21 protein-coding genes are annotated in these 14,188 nt (G+C 60.7%); 20 read left to right on the top strand and 1 reads right to left on the bottom strand.

What is annotated here, in order from left to right:
- Nucleotides 1-102 precede the first annotated feature (102 nt).
- From ygeW to hydA, 3 genes are all read left to right on the top strand, one after another.
- Nucleotides 103-1,305, top strand: a complete 1,203-nt coding sequence (ygeW, locus tag DWV58_RS00450; protein ID WP_055252229.1) for a knotted carbamoyltransferase YgeW — start codon at nucleotides 103-105, stop codon at nucleotides 1,303-1,305.
- Between the two features lie 151 nt (nucleotides 1,306-1,456).
- Nucleotides 1,457-2,071, top strand: a complete 615-nt coding sequence (locus tag DWV58_RS00445; RefSeq protein WP_158564493.1) for a nucleotidyltransferase family protein — start codon at nucleotides 1,457-1,459, stop codon at nucleotides 2,069-2,071.
- Between the two features lie 9 nt (nucleotides 2,072-2,080).
- Complete coding sequence (hydA, locus tag DWV58_RS00440) at nucleotides 2,081-3,448, top strand: dihydropyrimidinase (protein WP_117775831.1); 1,368 nt, start codon at nucleotides 2,081-2,083, stop codon at nucleotides 3,446-3,448.
- 79 nt (nucleotides 3,449-3,527) lie between these two features.
- On the opposite strand, the gene yqeC is transcribed toward hydA, so the two are convergent.
- Nucleotides 3,528-4,265, bottom strand: a complete 738-nt coding sequence (gene yqeC, locus DWV58_RS00435; RefSeq protein WP_117775830.1) for a selenium cofactor biosynthesis protein YqeC — start codon at nucleotides 4,263-4,265, stop codon at nucleotides 3,528-3,530.
- Nucleotides 4,266-4,367: 102 nt separating this feature from the next.
- Here yqeC and yqeB point away from each other — a divergent pair, with 102 nt between their 5' ends.
- From yqeB to rpsK, 17 genes are all read left to right on the top strand, one after another.
- On the top strand, nucleotides 4,368-5,162 hold the full coding sequence (gene yqeB / locus DWV58_RS00430) for a selenium-dependent molybdenum cofactor biosynthesis protein YqeB (RefSeq protein ID WP_117775829.1): 795 nt from the start codon (nucleotides 4,368-4,370) through the stop codon (nucleotides 5,160-5,162).
- Between the two features lie 9 nt (nucleotides 5,163-5,171).
- On the top strand, nucleotides 5,172-6,215 hold the full coding sequence (locus DWV58_RS00425) for an XdhC family protein (protein ID WP_117775828.1): 1,044 nt from the start codon (nucleotides 5,172-5,174) through the stop codon (nucleotides 6,213-6,215).
- 325 nt (nucleotides 6,216-6,540) lie between these two features.
- On the top strand, nucleotides 6,541-7,098 hold the full coding sequence (gene rplE, locus DWV58_RS00420; RefSeq protein WP_006235260.1) for a 50S ribosomal protein L5: 558 nt from the start codon (nucleotides 6,541-6,543) through the stop codon (nucleotides 7,096-7,098).
- Between the two features lie 80 nt (nucleotides 7,099-7,178).
- Nucleotides 7,179-7,364 (top strand): type Z 30S ribosomal protein S14, encoded by a 186-nt coding sequence (locus DWV58_RS00415; protein ID WP_022094280.1) that lies wholly within the window; start codon nucleotides 7,179-7,181, stop codon nucleotides 7,362-7,364.
- Between the two features lie 119 nt (nucleotides 7,365-7,483).
- Nucleotides 7,484-7,882 (top strand): 30S ribosomal protein S8, encoded by a 399-nt coding sequence (rpsH, locus tag DWV58_RS00410; protein WP_006235262.1) that lies wholly within the window; start codon nucleotides 7,484-7,486, stop codon nucleotides 7,880-7,882.
- Between the two features lie 33 nt (nucleotides 7,883-7,915).
- Nucleotides 7,916-8,452 carry a 50S ribosomal protein L6 gene (gene rplF, locus DWV58_RS00405; RefSeq protein ID WP_117775827.1) on the top strand — a complete coding sequence of 179 codons (537 nt, stop codon included), beginning with the start codon at nucleotides 7,916-7,918 and terminating at the stop codon, nucleotides 8,450-8,452.
- Nucleotides 8,453-8,527: 75 nt separating this feature from the next.
- Entirely contained in the window at nucleotides 8,528-8,896 is a 369-nt protein-coding gene (gene rplR, locus DWV58_RS00400) for a 50S ribosomal protein L18 (RefSeq protein ID WP_006235264.1), read from the top strand.
- 14 nt (nucleotides 8,897-8,910) lie between these two features.
- A complete protein-coding gene (gene rpsE / locus DWV58_RS00395) occupies nucleotides 8,911-9,435 on the top strand; it encodes a 30S ribosomal protein S5 (protein ID WP_055252236.1) in 525 nt (174 codons plus the stop codon).
- A gap of 2 nt (nucleotides 9,436-9,437) precedes the next feature.
- Nucleotides 9,438-9,620: a 50S ribosomal protein L30 gene (gene rpmD / locus DWV58_RS00390; protein WP_006235266.1), complete on the top strand. Its 183-nt coding sequence runs from the start codon at nucleotides 9,438-9,440 to the stop codon at nucleotides 9,618-9,620.
- A gap of 3 nt (nucleotides 9,621-9,623) precedes the next feature.
- A complete protein-coding gene (gene rplO / locus DWV58_RS00385; protein WP_006235267.1) occupies nucleotides 9,624-10,073 on the top strand; it encodes a 50S ribosomal protein L15 in 450 nt (149 codons plus the stop codon).
- Nucleotides 10,067-11,353: a preprotein translocase subunit SecY gene (gene secY, locus DWV58_RS00380; RefSeq protein WP_117775826.1), complete on the top strand. Its 1,287-nt coding sequence runs from the start codon at nucleotides 10,067-10,069 to the stop codon at nucleotides 11,351-11,353. The genes rplO and secY overlap by 7 nt, the downstream gene beginning before the upstream one ends.
- 18 nt (nucleotides 11,354-11,371) lie before the next feature.
- Nucleotides 11,372-11,998 (top strand): adenylate kinase, encoded by a 627-nt coding sequence (locus DWV58_RS00375; RefSeq protein ID WP_055252238.1) that lies wholly within the window; start codon nucleotides 11,372-11,374, stop codon nucleotides 11,996-11,998.
- Complete coding sequence (gene map, locus DWV58_RS00370; protein WP_006235270.1) at nucleotides 11,995-12,783, top strand: type I methionyl aminopeptidase; 789 nt, start codon at nucleotides 11,995-11,997, stop codon at nucleotides 12,781-12,783. Before DWV58_RS00375 ends, map begins: the two co-directional genes overlap by 4 nt.
- A 104-nt stretch (nucleotides 12,784-12,887) precedes the next feature.
- Nucleotides 12,888-13,106, top strand: coding sequence for a translation initiation factor IF-1 (infA, locus tag DWV58_RS00365; protein ID WP_035137443.1), 219 nt, complete (start codon nucleotides 12,888-12,890; stop codon nucleotides 13,104-13,106).
- Between the two features lie 150 nt (nucleotides 13,107-13,256).
- Complete coding sequence (gene rpmJ / locus DWV58_RS00360; RefSeq protein ID WP_006363204.1) at nucleotides 13,257-13,370, top strand: 50S ribosomal protein L36; 114 nt, start codon at nucleotides 13,257-13,259, stop codon at nucleotides 13,368-13,370.
- A gap of 14 nt (nucleotides 13,371-13,384) precedes the next feature.
- Nucleotides 13,385-13,759: a 30S ribosomal protein S13 gene (gene rpsM / locus DWV58_RS00355; RefSeq protein ID WP_022094275.1), complete on the top strand. Its 375-nt coding sequence runs from the start codon at nucleotides 13,385-13,387 to the stop codon at nucleotides 13,757-13,759.
- Between the two features lie 14 nt (nucleotides 13,760-13,773).
- Complete coding sequence (gene rpsK / locus DWV58_RS00350; RefSeq protein WP_006235274.1) at nucleotides 13,774-14,178, top strand: 30S ribosomal protein S11; 405 nt, start codon at nucleotides 13,774-13,776, stop codon at nucleotides 14,176-14,178.
- Nucleotides 14,179-14,188: the final 10 nt, after the last annotated feature.

Genomic DNA, 14,188 nt, shown 5'->3' with positions numbered 1-14,188 from the left:
GTAGCGGGTCCTCGTCATAGCGCTCTGCATGTTCTAGCCACACGCGCATGCCGGAGCACATCTACTCATTGCAATCGTTTCATCTTTGGAAAGGATATTTACATGGATGCCAAGTTTACCGAGCTCGTCGAGCAGCTGAACGGCCTCGATTTTAAGGGCATGTACGGCAGCGACTTCCTGCACACCTGGGATAAGACCACCGATGAGCTCAAGGCGCTCTACATCGTCGCTGACGCCCTGCGCGAGCTGCGCGAGAACAACGTTTCGTCCAAGATCTTCGATTCGGGTCTGGCCGTCTCCCTGTTCCGCGACAACTCCACCCGTACGCGCTTCTCCTTCTCCAAGGCCGCTAACCTGCTCGGCCTTGAGCTGCAGGACCTGGACGAGAAGAAGTCCCAGATCGCTCACGGCGAGACCGTCCGCGAGACCGCTACCATGATCTCCTTCATGGCCGACGTCATCGGCATCCGCGACGACATGTACATCGGCAAGGGCGACGCCTACATGGCCGAGGTCTCCGAGTCTGTCCAGCAGGCCTACGAGGACGGCGTTCTGGATCACCGTCCCACGCTCATCTCTCTGCAGTCCGATTCCGACCACCCCACGCAGTCCTCTGCCGACATGCTTTACCTCATCAACGAGTTTGGCGGCCTCGAGAACCTCAAGGGCAAGAAGGTTGCCGTTACCTGGGCCTACTCGCCCTCTTACGGCAAGCCGCTGTCCTGCCCGCAGTCGCTGATCAGCCTGCTGCCCCGTTTTGGCATGGACGTCACTCTGGCTCACCCCGAGGGCTACGACCTCATGCCCGAGGTCGTCGAGCGCGCTAAGGGCTACGCCGCCGAGTCCGGCACCACCTTTAAGCAGGTCAACACCATGGCCGAGGCCTTCGAGGGCGCCGACATCGTGATCCCCAAGAGCTGGGCTCCGTTTGCCGCCATGGAGAAGCGCACCAACCTGTACGCCGAGGGCGACGACGCCGGCATCGCTGCGCTCGAGAAGGAGCTGCTCGCTCAGAACGCCACCCATCAGGATTGGTGCTCCACGACCGAGCTCATGGAGAAGACCGCCAACGGCCAGGACACCATCTTTATGCACCCGCTGCCCGCCGACATCTCCGGTGTCTCCTGCGAGCACGGCGAGGTCAATGCCGACGTCTTCGACATGCACCGCGTGGGCATGTACAAGGAGGCCAGCTACAAGCCGTACGCCATCGCAGCCATGATGTTCCTGCAGAAGGTTGCCGATCCCGCCGCTACCCTCAAGGCCCTCGACGAGCGCAACACCGCCCGTTGGTTCCAGGCCTAAAGCCGGGCTGAGGTAAGCCATGTAAAGGGGGCACTCTGCCAACCGGCGGGGTGCCCCCTTTTTGCATCGTGGGCGTGCGGGATAAGCGCTTTCGATGCAGATGCCCCGCGGCGCGAGTTATGGGTACGATGGTTTCAGGGGAGGTATCGCCATGAAACTTGGTTGCGTCATTATGGCTTCGGGCGAGGGTAAGCGGTTTGGCTCCAACAAGATGCTTGCCGATATCTATGGCGAGCCGCTGATTGCCCGGACTATCGATTCGGTTCCCCGGGGCTTTGACGTCGTGGTTTCGACGCGTTGGCCCGAGGTCGCTCAGATTTGCGAGGACAAGCATTGCCCGTATGTGCTGCACGATGGCAAGCTTAGGAGCGAAAGCGTCCGTGCGGGCCTTTCGTGGGGGGTCGATCGCAACTGGAAAGGCTGCCTCTTTTTGCCGGGCGACCAGCCGCTCGTGAGTTCGGATTCTTTTGAGGGTATGGTTCGTGCGTTTGACGAGCGTGGCCGCAATCATCCGGTGCGTCTTACGTGCAACGGCGAGCTTTCGAGCCCGGTGCTCTTTCCGGCGGAATTGTTCGATGCACTTATGTGTCTTGAGGGCAAGGACGGCGGCGGTTCGATCCTTAAGGACCGTACCGACGTGGTGCTGGTCGAGGCACGTGCTTACGAACTGTGGGACGTCGATACCGCCAAGGGACAGCGACGCATAACGGAGCATATCGCCGCCTGCTCGTATTTTGATCGCGTGGCCAACTGCATCAACCAATAAGGAGCAATTATGATCATCATCAAAAACGGTGCGCTCGTGACGCCCCAGGGGCTTCGCCGCGCCGATCTTGCCATGGATGGCGATAAGATCGTGCGGATCGCCGCGGCGATTGAGCCGGGCGCCGACGATACTGTCGAGGATGCCGCGGGCTGCTGGGTGTTTCCCGGCTTTATCGATGGCCACACGCACATGCAGTGCTGGACCGGCATGGACTGGACGGCCGATAGCTTTGAGACCGGTACGCGCGCGGCTGCCTGCGGCGGCACGACGACCATTGTGGACTACGCGACGGCCGATCGCGGCGTGACCATGCCCGATGCCCTGGCCGAGTGGCATCGCCGCGCCGACGGAACCTGCACGGCCAACTACGCTTTTCATATGGCACTCGCCGAGTGGAACGAGCGCAATCGCGCCGATCTTTCGGCCATGCGCGAGGCAGGCGTATCGTCGTTTAAGACCTACTTTGCCTACGACCATCTGCGCCTGGACGATGCCGAGACGCTCGAGGTGCTGGAGGAGCTCAAGCGTATTGGCGGTATCCTGTGCGTGCATTGCGAGAACGGCACGTTGGTGAATGAACTGCAGAAGCGCGTGTTTGAGCAGGGTATCCACGGGCCCGAGGGCCATGCGCTCAGCCGTCCGGATGTGTGCGAGGCCGAGGCAGTGAGCCGTCTGCTATATCTGGCGCACTTGGCCGGGGATGCTCCGGTCAACGTGGTGCACCTTTCGACCAAGCTGGGGCTCGAGGCCATTCGCGCTGCCAAGGCGCGCGGGCAGAAGAACATCTATGTCGAGACCTGCCCTCAGTATCTGATGCTCGACGATACCTGCTATCTGGAGCAGGGCGAGGACGGCTTTGCGGGCGCCAAGTATGTGATGAGCCCGCCGCTGCGCCATGCGGGTGACCGTGCGGCACTGCGCGAGGCGCTTGTGGCCGGCGAGATCGATACGATTGCGACCGACCACTGCAGCTTTAACCTGCACGGGCAAAAGGACCGCGGGCGCGATGACTTCCGCGCGATTCCCAACGGCGGGCCCGGTGTGGAGCATCGCCCCGTCGCGATCGCTACGAGTTTTGAGGGACAGCTGGGCCCCGAGGATCTGTGCCGCTTGATGAGCGAGAACCCGGCGCGCGTCTTTGGCATGTATCCGCGCAAGGGCTGTCTTGCCGAGGGCTCCGATGCCGACGTGTGCGTGTGGGATCCCAAGGCGCGCTGGACCATTCGCGCGGCGACGCAGCATCAGGCTGTGGACTATACGCCGCTCGAGGGCTTTGAGGCGCACGGCCGCGCCAAGGCAGTGTTTGTGAACGGCGTGCTGGCTGCGCGCGACGGCGAGCCCACCGGAGCCCAACCCGGCCGCTACGTGCCCCGCTAACGGGAAGACCGCCGGGGTAGCTAATTTGGGAGATGATTTTTTGGGACGGGGTAGCAAAAAGAGCCCCGTCCCAAATTTGCTACCCCTGGAGGCTGGTGGCGATGAGGGGGCGGCCGAGGGCTGCCTCGAAGCAATCTGCCATCGTTGGATCGGCAAGCGTGTCGACTTGGTTGAGCATAATGCGGGCATTGCTGAGGTTCAGCATCTGCAGCTCGGCATTGAGCGCCATAGCGACGCGCTCTGGGGTGGCGGTGTCGGTGGGCTCGCAGCCGCAGCGCTCGCAGAAGACCTCGGGGCGGTGGACAACCTCGGCGACGGGCTTGCCCAGCCCCGAGGCGCCGACGACCCAGACAACGTTTGCCGTGCCGGCGGGAACGACCGGCTCCCAGGCGGCGTGGGCCTTGAGCGGGAGCCGCTTGCTGCCGTCCGCCTCGGCCAGGACGTAGTCAAAGCACTGTGCCAGCTCGCCGAGCGGCTCGGCGGGGGCGGAGAGCTTGCCCGTCTGGGGGTTCAAGACGCCTGCCTGGCAGATGCTTCCGCGCGCAAGGCCCGCGCAGGCCTCGCAAGTGCAACCGGGGACATGTGCGGCGCCCGGCTTCCAAGGCGCGGCGTCCAGACGACGGCTCGACCCGTCCCATGGCACGCCGGCGACGGGAAACATGTGCGTGGTGGTACAGAGGAGCACGCGGCCGCCAGCGCGCATGAGCTCGAGCCCCAGCGTCTTCAGCAACGTCGACTTGCCGCCACTGCCGATAATCGCGGTAATGCCCGGCTCGATCCTGAGCGCCGAGGCAAGATTGCCGCTAACCGTTTCCATCTGTTCACCGCCGTATAATACTGTGATAATAAATAATCATCAGAGTAGCGGCCGAACCGCTTTTGCTCTGCTCAAACCGTAGCACAGGGAGGTGCCCCGGGAATGCTCGTTTATGTTCGCGGCGCCGGTGATATCGCCACGGGCGTCGCCGTTCGCTTGGTGCGCGCCGGCGTTTCGGTCGTTATGGCCGATATCGCGGTTCCCACGTGCATCCGCCGCACAATCTGTTTTTGCGAGGCCATTCGCCTGGGCGAGGTCGAGGTCGAAGGCATTCGCGCTCGCTTGGCACAGACGCCGGCTGAGGCGCTTGAGATTACCAAGGCTGGAGACGTCGCCGTTGTGGTGGACCCTCAGGCCAAGATGCTCGATGAGCTTAAACCCACGGCTGTGGTCGACGCGATTTTGGCTAAGCGCAACTTGGGCACCACGCGCGACATGGCGCCTGCCGTCATCGCTGTGGGGCCGGGCTTTACCGCGCCGGTTGACTGCGACGCCGTGGTCGAGACCATGCGCGGGCATTTTCTCGGCCGTGTCATTACCCAAGGTTCGCCCCAGCCCAACACGGGCGTGCCGGGCATTATCGCCGGCTATGGCAAGGAACGTGTTATCCACAGCCCCGCCGCCGGCGTGTTTCGGTCCGACCGCGCAATCGGCGACATCGTGAGCGCCGGAGACGTGATTGGCTACGCGGGCGATACGCCCATGTGCACGCAGATCGATGGCTGTCTGCGCGGGCTTTTGGCGAACGGCGTGCAGGTGACTGAGGGCTTTAAATGCGCCGATGTCGATCCGCGCGGCGACGCCAGCTACATCAACTATATTTCGGACAAGGCGACATCGGTCGGCGGCGGCGTGCTCGAGGCACTCGCTATGCTCACCGATGTCTTTAGAGGATAGAAGGCGGCAATGGAAAAGCTCGATGTTGTGAATGCGGCGCTTGCCGCCCTGCGTGCTGGCGAGACGTGCGAGCTCGTGGTCGTGGCCGGTACGGCGGGGTCATCACCACGCGGCGTGGGCGCCTGGATGGCCGTCTTTGCCGATGGCAGCCAAGCGGGCACCATCGGCGGCGGCAAGATTGAGCTCTTTGCGCTGGACGAGGCGCGCGAGCTGCTGGCCGCAGGGCAATCGCGTCTGGTCCGCTACACCATGGGCGGCGAGAACTCCGATACCGGCATGATCTGCGGCGGAGCCATCTGCCTGTGCTACCTGCATTTGGATGCGACTCAGGCACCGTTGTTCCAGGAAATAGCCGACGTCTTGGCCTATCGGCACATCGGCGACTTCGTCATCGACTTTGAACCGTTTATCGCGAGCGCGCTCGAGGGCGATGTGGTTGAGTACCATGGCGAGACATCGCGCCATACCATTGCCGGCTGCCCCGAGCTTTCGCTGGTGGAGGAGGGGAGTAAGGTCACCTACACCAACGCCGCCTCCGAGATTCCCCCGGCGCACATCGAGACGCTCTGCCCCGAGGGCCTGACCTACATCTTTGGCTGCGGACACGTGGGCGCTGCGACGGCGCGCGTACTCACGGCGGCGGGCTTTGCCGTCGTGGCGTGCGATGACCGCCCCGGCACGCTGACGCCCGAATGGGTGCCCGGTGTCTACGATCGTCGCCTGGTCGATTACAAGAACCTGAGCAAGCAGTGCCCCATCGGCCCGCGCGACCTGGTGGTCGTGGCCACAGCAGGCCACAAGTCCGATATCGACGTGGTGATTCAGGCCATGCGCGCGAAACCCGCCTATCTGGGCTGCTTGGGCTCGCGCCGCAAGACGGCCTTTGTGCGCGCCCGCCTGGAGCAGGAGGGCTTTACGCAGGGCCAGATCGACGGGCTGCGCCTGCCGATCGGCGTTGCCATTCAGGCCGAGGATCCCGAGGAGATTGCCATCTCCATCGCCGCCGAGATGATCCACCTGCGCCGCACCAAACTCGTCCCCCGCAAGCGCTAATCGCATCCCCATATATGAGTTGCGGTGAAATACGGACTGTTAAAGCCTGTTAAGCCATCAAACAGTCCCTATCTCACCGCAACTGCTGTTTTCCTCCGTGCCCTAGGGATCAATTTGTGCGGGGGAGTTGTGGAGTTGTGCAGGCAGACGAGGTTTTTCTGGAAATACGCACCCAATGCGCGTATAGTACCGATTGTTTTGTCGGCTCCTGCTGCGTCGAGTCCAAACCGCGAAATGCCATGAGCGGCGCGGATGCAGCCAGGAGGCACGAGGACAACCCATCGTGGCCACGCCCCGTGCTTAAAACCCCAAGAAGGAGTGAACAATGGCAGAAGAGAAGTATGTGCCGCGTCTGAAGACCAAGTACAACAACGAGGTCAAGCAGCAGCTTCAGGACAAGTTCCAGTACGAGAACGTCATGATGATCCCCAAGTTTGAGAAGATCGTCGTGAACATGGGTGTCGGCGAGGCCGCTACCGATTCCAAGGCCATCGACGGTGCCGTGCGCGACCTGCGCGCCATCACCGGCCAGCAGCCGATGATCACCCGTGCCCGCAAGTCCATCGCTACCTTCCGCCTGCGCGCTGGTATGCCGATCGGCTGCAAGGTTACCCTGCGTGGCGACCGTATGTGGGAGTTCTTCGATCGTCTGACCTCCGTCGCGATTCCCCGTATCCGCGACTTCCGCGGCATCTCCGCCAAGAGCTTCGACGGCCGTGGTAACTTCTCCATGGGCGTCACCGAGCAGCTCATCTTCCCCGAGATCGACTTCGACTCCGTCGATCACCAGCGTGGTATGGACATCACTTTCGTGACCACCGCCAACACCGATGAGGAGGCCAAGGCCCTTCTGGACGCCTTCGGTTTCCCGTTCAAGAAATAGGTTCACCTGCCCTATAAGCGCCGTTCCCACAAGGGGGCGGCGCTTGGGGGCGAACAATACTCTATGTGAGGAGGATATAAGTGGCTAAGACATCGATGATCGTCAAGTGCAATCGCAAGCAGAAGTTCTCTACTCGTGAGTACACGCGCTGCCAGCGCTGCGGCCGTCCGCACTCTGTGTACCGCAAGTTCGGCCTGTGCCGTGTCTGCTTCCGCGAGCTTGCACTCAAGGGCGAGCTTCCCGGCGTTAAGAAGGCCAGCTGGTAAGTCACTACCAGCGTTTCAAGCATCAGTTTGGAACAGGGAAAACGCGCTAAAAAGGCTTTGCCGTTAAGGGCGGCGAAGAACCAAGAGCACGTGTTCATCAAGAACGAAGGAGAATCTGTATGAACCTTACAGACCCGATCGCAGATATGCTTACGCGCATCCGTAACGCTAACTCTGTGAACAAGGCCACGGTCTCCATGCCGAGCAGCAAGAAGCTCGTCGAGATCGCTCGTGTTCTGCACGAGGAGGGCTACATCGAGGGCTACGATGTCGAGGACACCGTTCCCCAGAAGACTCTGCACATCACGCTTAAGTATGGTCCCAAGAAGGCTAAGGTCATCAACGGCATCCGCCGCATTTCCAAGCCGGGCCTGCGTAAGTACACCGGCGTTGCCGACATGCCCCGCGTCCGCGGTGGCCTTGGTACCGCCATTATTTCCACCAGCCATGGCGTCATGACCGACCGCGATGCTCGCAAGCACAACGTCGGCGGCGAGATCATCGCTTACGTCTGGTAATTCGCTCGGTAGGTAGAAGGAAAGGAGATCACCGTGTCTCGTATCGGTAATAAGCCTGTCCAGATTCCCGCCGGAGTCGAAGTGGCAGTCAACGGCAACAACGTTGTCGTCAAGGGCCCCAAGGGCCAGCTCGAGCTCGATATCTATGAGAAGCTCGCTATCAACGTCGAGGACAACGTCCTCACCGTTTCCCGTCCCGACGACGAGCGTGAGACCCGTGCCCGCCACGGCCTCACCCGCGCCCTCATCCACAACATGGTTGTTGGCGTTTCCGAGGGCTTCGAGAAGAAGCTCGAGCTCGCCGGCGTCGGTTACCGCGTGCAGCAGAAGGGCAAGAACCTCGAGTTCTCCCTGGGCTTCTCGCACCCCGTGATCGTCGAGGCTCCCGAGGGCATCACCTTCGAGGTTCCCGACAACACCCACGTGAACGTCAAGGGTATCAACAAGCAGCAGGTCGGTCAGATCGCCGCTGAGATCCGCGGCCATCGTCCTCCCGAGCCTTACAAGGGCAAGGGTATCCACTACGTTGGCGAGCACATCCGCCGCAAGCTGGGTAAGGCCGCCAAGTAGTCGTAACCGACTCACTCGCATAAGACCAGCACCCCGTCAGGTGCTGGCAAGATCAACCTTTTTAGGAGTTTACGTATGAACAAGCATAAGGCGAAGCTGGAAGGCCTCAAGCGTCGTCAGCGTCGTGTTCGCGGCAAGGTCTCGGGTACCTCCGAGCGTCCGCGTCTTCGCGTGACCCGTACTAACGCCAACATCTATGCCCAGATCATCGACGACAGCAAGGGCTCCAGCCTGACGCTCGTCTCCGCCTCGACCCTCGAGGCCGAGTTCAAGGGCACCCACACCTCGAACAAGGAGGCTGCGGAGAAGGTCGGTCAGCTCGTTGGCAAGCGTGCCATCGAGGCCGGCATCACCAAGGTCGCCTTCGATCGCGGTGGCCGTATCTACCATGGCCGCGTCAAGGCCCTCGCCGACGGTGCTCGTGCCGCCGGTCTCGAGTTCTAGGAGGTATGTAGCACATGGCTCGTAATCAGAAGCAGCAGCGCGAGGCCTCCGAGTTCGAGGAGCGCGTCGTTTACATCAACCGCGTGTCGAAGACCGTCAAGGGTGGTCGTCGCATGAGCCTCGTCGCTCTCGTCGTCGTTGGCGACGGCAAGGGCAACGTTGGCGTTGGCATGGGCAAGTCCGCTGAGGTGCCCCTGGCCATCTCCAAGGCGTCTCTCGATGCCAAGAAGAACATGTTCCACGTGCCGGTGACCGAGCAGGGCACCATCCCGCACGAGGTTCTCGGCCACTTTGGTGCCGGCCGCATCATCATCAAGCCCGCTGTCGAGGGTACCGGCGTTATCGCCGGCGGCGCTGTGCGTCCCCTCTTCGAGCTTGCTGGCATCAAGAACGTCCTGTCCAAGTCCCTCGGTACCGACAACGGCCTCAACATCATCAAGGCTGCCGTCGAGGGCCTCAAGGAGCTCTCCAGCCCTGAGGACGTCGCGGCTCGCCGTGGCCTGACGGTCTCCGAGATGTTCGTCGGTAAGGAGAACTAAGCATGGCTGACACCATCAAGATCAAGCAGGTCCGCAGCACCAACGGTTGCAAGCAGGACCAGGTCCGTACTGTCCGTGCCCTCGGTCTCCACAGGATCCGCGAGGTTCGCGAGATTGCTGACAACGAGTCCGTCCGCGGCATGATCTTCAAGGTCAAGCACCTTGTCGAGATTGTAGAGGAGTAGCAAATGCAGCTTCACGATCTTACTCCCGCGCCCGGTTCCACCAAGAACCGCAAACGCGTCGGCCGTGGCAATTCTTCGGGTCACGGCACCACTTCTGGTCGCGGTCAGAAGGGCCAGGGTTCCCGCTCTGGCGGCACCAAGGGTGCCGGCTTCGAGGGTGGCCAGACTCCGCTGGCTATGCGCCTGCCCAAGCTTCCGGGCTTCCGCAACCCCCGTCGTATCGAGTACACCGCCGTTAACGTTGAGCGTCTCGAGCGCAAGTTCGAGGACGGCGCTGTGATCGACGGTGCCGCTCTTAAGGCCGCTCGCATCACCAAGAGCGAGTTCGAGCCCGTCAAGGTGCTCGGCAATGGTGAGCTCACCAAGAAGTTCACGGTCAAGGTCGACAAGGTCAGCGCTTCTGCGCAGGCCAAGATCGAGGCCGCCGGCGGAAAGGTCGAGCTGCCGTGCTAAATGGTCTTAAGAATGCTTTCCGCATCAAAGAATTGCGCGAAAAGATTCTTTTTACCATAGCTATGCTCGTCGTGTACCGCATTGGTGCGCACGTTCCTGTGCCCGGCATTCCCTTCCAGGGGATGCTGGGCCTTTTCTCGACCGATAACAATTCGGTCGCCGCAGGTGCTATGGCCCTCCTGAATCTTTTCTCTGGTGGCGCGTTGAGCTATGTGTCGGTGTTTTCGCTGGGCATCATGCCTTACATCACCAGCTCGATTATCCTCCAGATGCTCCAGGCCGTTGTGCCTTCCCTGCATGAGCTTGCCCGCGAGGGCGAGGTCGGTCAGACCAAGATTACGCAGTATTCGCGTTACCTCACCCTGGCTCTGGCAATCCTCAACTCCGTGGGCTACCTCTTCCTCTTTAAGAGCTTCGGCATCAGCTTTACTGGCGCCGGCGCTCCCGAGATCATCTTCGACCTCATGATCGTCGGCACGCTCACCGCGGGCGCCATGCTGATCATGTGGATTGGTGAGCTCATCACCCAGCGCGGTATCGGCAATGGCATGTCGCTGATCATCTTTGCGAACATCATGGCCGGTCTGCCGCAGGCGATCTTCTCCAGCACCGAGGGCAATGCCGGTGGCATCATCACCATGGTGATCATCTGCGCCATCATCCTGCTGGTTATCCCGCTGATTGTTTTCCTTGAGCGCGGCCAGCGCCGCATTCCGGTCTCCTACGCTAAGCGCGTTGTGGGTCGTCGCATGATGGGTGGCCAGACCACCTACCTGCCCATCAAGGTCAACACCGCGGGCGTCGTGCCGATCATCTTCGCTTCGGCGCTGCTGTACTTCCCGGCTCAGATTGCCGTGTTCTTCCCCGGCATCGGCTGGATTCAGGCAGTTGCCTCCGCGCTTTCGACCGGTTGGCTCAACTGGGTGCTTAATGTTGTCCTCATCGTGTTCTTCGCGTACTTCTACACCTCCATGGTGTTCAACCCCGATGACACGGCCGACAACCTTAAGAAGCAGGGCGGCTTTATTCCGGGCGTCCGTCCGGGTAGGGCTACCGCGGCCTACATCAAGAACGCGCTCAACAAGATCACGCTTCCCAGCGCTGTCTTTTTGGCGCTCATCGCCATCGTGCCTTCGATCATCTTCTCCTTCACGGGTAACCATCTGATCCAGGCATTTGGCGGCACGTCCATCCTCATCATGGTCGGCGTCGTGCTCGACACGGTCGATAAGCTCGAAGGCCAGATCAAGATGTATGATTACGATGGATTCTTTAAATAGGCTAGAGGAGGATTGCTCATGAACCTCGTATTGCTCGGAGCTCCGGGTGCCGGTAAGGGTACCGTCGCACAGGAGCTCGTCGCCGAGTTTGGCGTCGCTCACATTTCCACGGGCGACCTGCTGCGTGCTGCCGTCAAGGGTGGCACCGAGCTTGGTATTCAGGCTAAGAAGTACATGGACGCTGGCGAGCTCGTTCCCGACCAGCTCGTGATCGACCTTGTCAAGGAGCGCCTTGCTGCCGATGACGCCCAGCAGGGCTTCATCCTCGACGGCTTCCCGCGCAACACCGCCCAGGCTGTGACGCTCGATTCCGAGCTCTCCGCCATGGGTCGCGAGATCGACTGCGCCCTTCTGGTCGACGTGGCCCCCGAGGTCATCATCGATCGTCTGTCTTCGCGTCGCACCTGCCGCGCCTGCGGTTACACCGGCACCGCTGCCGATGCTACCTGCCCCAAGTGCGCAGGCGAGATGTATCAGCGCGACGACGACAAGCCCGAGACCATCAAGAACCGTCTCGACGTCTACGAGAAGTCCACGAGCCCGCTCGTCGACTACTATCGTGGCCAGGGTCTGCTCAAGTCGGTCAACGGTGACCAGGCTCGCGAGACCGTATACGGGGATGTCAAAGAGGCTCTCGGTCTATGATCAAGATTAAGTCTGCAACGCAAATCGAGCAGATGAAGAAGGCAGGAGCGCTATCTAAGATGGCGCTCCGCCACGTTGGAGCCATGGTGCGCCCTGGTGTTTCGACTTTTGAGCTTGATCAGCTCGCGGAGCAGATTATCCGCATGCATGGCGGCACCCCGGCCTTTAAGGGTTACGGCGGGTTCCCGGGGACCATTTGCGCATCGATAAACGATGCCGTGGTCCACGGTATTCCCAACCCCGACATGATCCTGCGCGATGGCGATATCATCTCCATCGATACGGGAGCCGTTGTTGACGGTTGGGTCGGCGATAACGCTTGGACGTTTTTCGTCGGCACCCCGACGCCCGAGGCCAAGGCCCTGTGCGAGGTTACGCGCGATTGCCTTAAGGCTGCCATCGAGCAGGCTGTCCCCGGTAACCATATCGGGGATGTTGGTTATGCCGTTCAGTCTCTCGCCGAGTCTCACGGCTATGGTGTGCTTCGTGACTATGTGGGTCATGGCATTGGCCGCGTGATGCACGAGGACCCCAACGTTCCTAACTATGGAAAGAAGGGGAGGGGCGTTCGCCTCCAGGCCGGCATGGTCATTGCCATCGAGCCGATGGTTACGATGGGTTCCAACCATGTGAGCACGGGCTCCGACGGTTGGATCGTCACGACCAACGACCACCTGCCCGCCGCGCACTACGAGAACACCGTCGCCATTACCAATGACGGCCCGGTGATTCTCACCACGGATGCCCAAGGTGCTTGGTGTTCGCTCCAAGGCGGAGAAATGTAACAAGTTCCGCTTAGTTGTGGAGCCATTACGAAGATATTACGATACGTGCATGCGTATTGTAGAATACTCAATCGCTGTCGTTTTCTAGAGAAAGATGATTGCTTGTGAAGAAGGAAGACGCAATTGAGCTCGAGGGTACGGTAAAGGAGCCGCTGCCCAACGCCATGTTTAAGGTTGAGCTCGAGAACGGTCATTCGGTTCTGTGCAACATTTCTGGCAAGATTCGAATGAATTACATCCGTATTCTCCCCGGTGACAGGGTTGTCGTGGAGCTTTCCCCGTACGACCTGACCCGCGGCCGCATCACCTATCGCTATAAATAGCGGCACGCATACACGCACTCCTTTTCCGACTGCAGGCTTAGCTCAACCTACGGTCGGATTGTGTGTGAAGACCAGCCATAGTTTTAAACGCCTGCGGCTGGGCGAGTAGATAGTAGGGAAGTAGTTTGAGCGCTACCGAAAGGAAGAACGATGAAGGTACGTCCTTCGGTCAAGAAGATGTGCGATAAATGCAAAATCATTAGGCGCCATGGCAAGGTCCTCGTCATTTGCGAGAACCCCCGTCATAAGCAGCGTCAGGGTTAAGAGAGGAGACTACGTTGGCCCGTATTAATGGTGTCGACCTCCCGCGTGAGAAGCGCGTTGAGATCGGTCTGACCTACATTTACGGCATCGGCCGCACCACTGCGACGAAGATTTGCGTCGAGTGCAACGTTAACGTGGATACGCGCGTTAAGGACCTCACCGAGGATGAGGTTAACGCCATCCGTGATTATATCGACAAGAACCAGATCATGGTTGAGGGCGACCTCCGCCGTGAGCGCAACCAGAACGTCAAGCGCCTTATGGACATCGGCTGCAACCGCGGCCTTCGTCACCGCAAGGGCCTCCCGGTCCGCGGCCAGCGCACCCACACTAACGCTCGTACCCGCAAGGGCCCGAAGCGTCAGATCGGTGCTAAGAAGAAGAAATAAGGAGCGCTAGATAGATGGCTACTGCTAAGAAGAACGTTCGCGCTGCCCGTCTGAAGCGCGCGGACCGTAAGAACATTTCCGTGGGCCAGGCTCACATTCGTTCTACGTTCAACAACACGATCGTTTCGATCACCGATCCCCAGGGCAACGTCATTTCCTGGAAGTCGGCTGGCCAGGTGGGCTTCAAGGGCTCCCGTAAGTCCACGCCGTTCGCTGCCCAGATGGCTGCCGAGGCTGCTGCCAAGCAGGCCATGGAGCACGGTATGAAGAAGGTTTCCGTCTTCGTCAAGGGCCCCGGCTCCGGTCGTGAGACCGCCATCCGCTCCCTCCAGGCTGCTGGCCTCGAGGTCTCGAGCATCCAGGACAAGACCCCCATTCCGCACAACGGCTGCCGCCCCAAGAAGCGTCGCCGCGTGTAACTGAAAGGAT

Origin of the sequence: Collinsella sp. AF11-11 (assembly GCF_003465485.1) — a bacterium.
Classification (GTDB): Bacteria; Actinomycetota; Coriobacteriia; order Coriobacteriales; family Coriobacteriaceae; genus Collinsella.
Note: the sequence above shows the minus strand (reverse complement) of the source record. Positions and strands in the feature narration are given on the sequence as shown.

Coding starts and splice junctions, on each gene's coding strand:
- ygeW (WP_055252229.1), top strand. CDS start 103: ATGGATGCCAAGTTTACCGAGCTCGTCGAGCAGCTGAACGGCCTCGAT.
- map (WP_006235270.1), top strand. CDS start 11,995: ATGATCAAGATTAAGTCTGCAACGCAAATCGAGCAGATGAAGAAGGCA.
- hydA (WP_117775831.1), top strand. CDS start 2,081: ATGATCATCATCAAAAACGGTGCGCTCGTGACGCCCCAGGGGCTTCGC.
- rpmJ (WP_006363204.1), top strand. CDS start 13,257: ATGAAGGTACGTCCTTCGGTCAAGAAGATGTGCGATAAATGCAAAATC.
- yqeB (WP_117775829.1), top strand. CDS start 4,368: ATGCTCGTTTATGTTCGCGGCGCCGGTGATATCGCCACGGGCGTCGCC.
- rplR (WP_006235264.1), top strand. CDS start 8,528: ATGAACAAGCATAAGGCGAAGCTGGAAGGCCTCAAGCGTCGTCAGCGT.
- DWV58_RS00425 (WP_117775828.1), top strand. CDS start 5,172: ATGGAAAAGCTCGATGTTGTGAATGCGGCGCTTGCCGCCCTGCGTGCT.
- rpmD (WP_006235266.1), top strand. CDS start 9,438: ATGGCTGACACCATCAAGATCAAGCAGGTCCGCAGCACCAACGGTTGC.
- rplO (WP_006235267.1), top strand. CDS start 9,624: ATGCAGCTTCACGATCTTACTCCCGCGCCCGGTTCCACCAAGAACCGC.
- rpsE (WP_055252236.1), top strand. CDS start 8,911: ATGGCTCGTAATCAGAAGCAGCAGCGCGAGGCCTCCGAGTTCGAGGAG.
- yqeC (WP_117775830.1), bottom strand. CDS start 4,265: ATGGAAACGGTTAGCGGCAATCTTGCCTCGGCGCTCAGGATCGAGCCG.
- rpsK (WP_006235274.1), top strand. CDS start 13,774: ATGGCTACTGCTAAGAAGAACGTTCGCGCTGCCCGTCTGAAGCGCGCG.
- rplE (WP_006235260.1), top strand. CDS start 6,541: ATGGCAGAAGAGAAGTATGTGCCGCGTCTGAAGACCAAGTACAACAAC.
- rpsH (WP_006235262.1), top strand. CDS start 7,484: ATGAACCTTACAGACCCGATCGCAGATATGCTTACGCGCATCCGTAAC.
- DWV58_RS00445 (WP_158564493.1), top strand. CDS start 1,457: ATGAAACTTGGTTGCGTCATTATGGCTTCGGGCGAGGGTAAGCGGTTT.
- DWV58_RS00375 (WP_055252238.1), top strand. CDS start 11,372: ATGAACCTCGTATTGCTCGGAGCTCCGGGTGCCGGTAAGGGTACCGTC.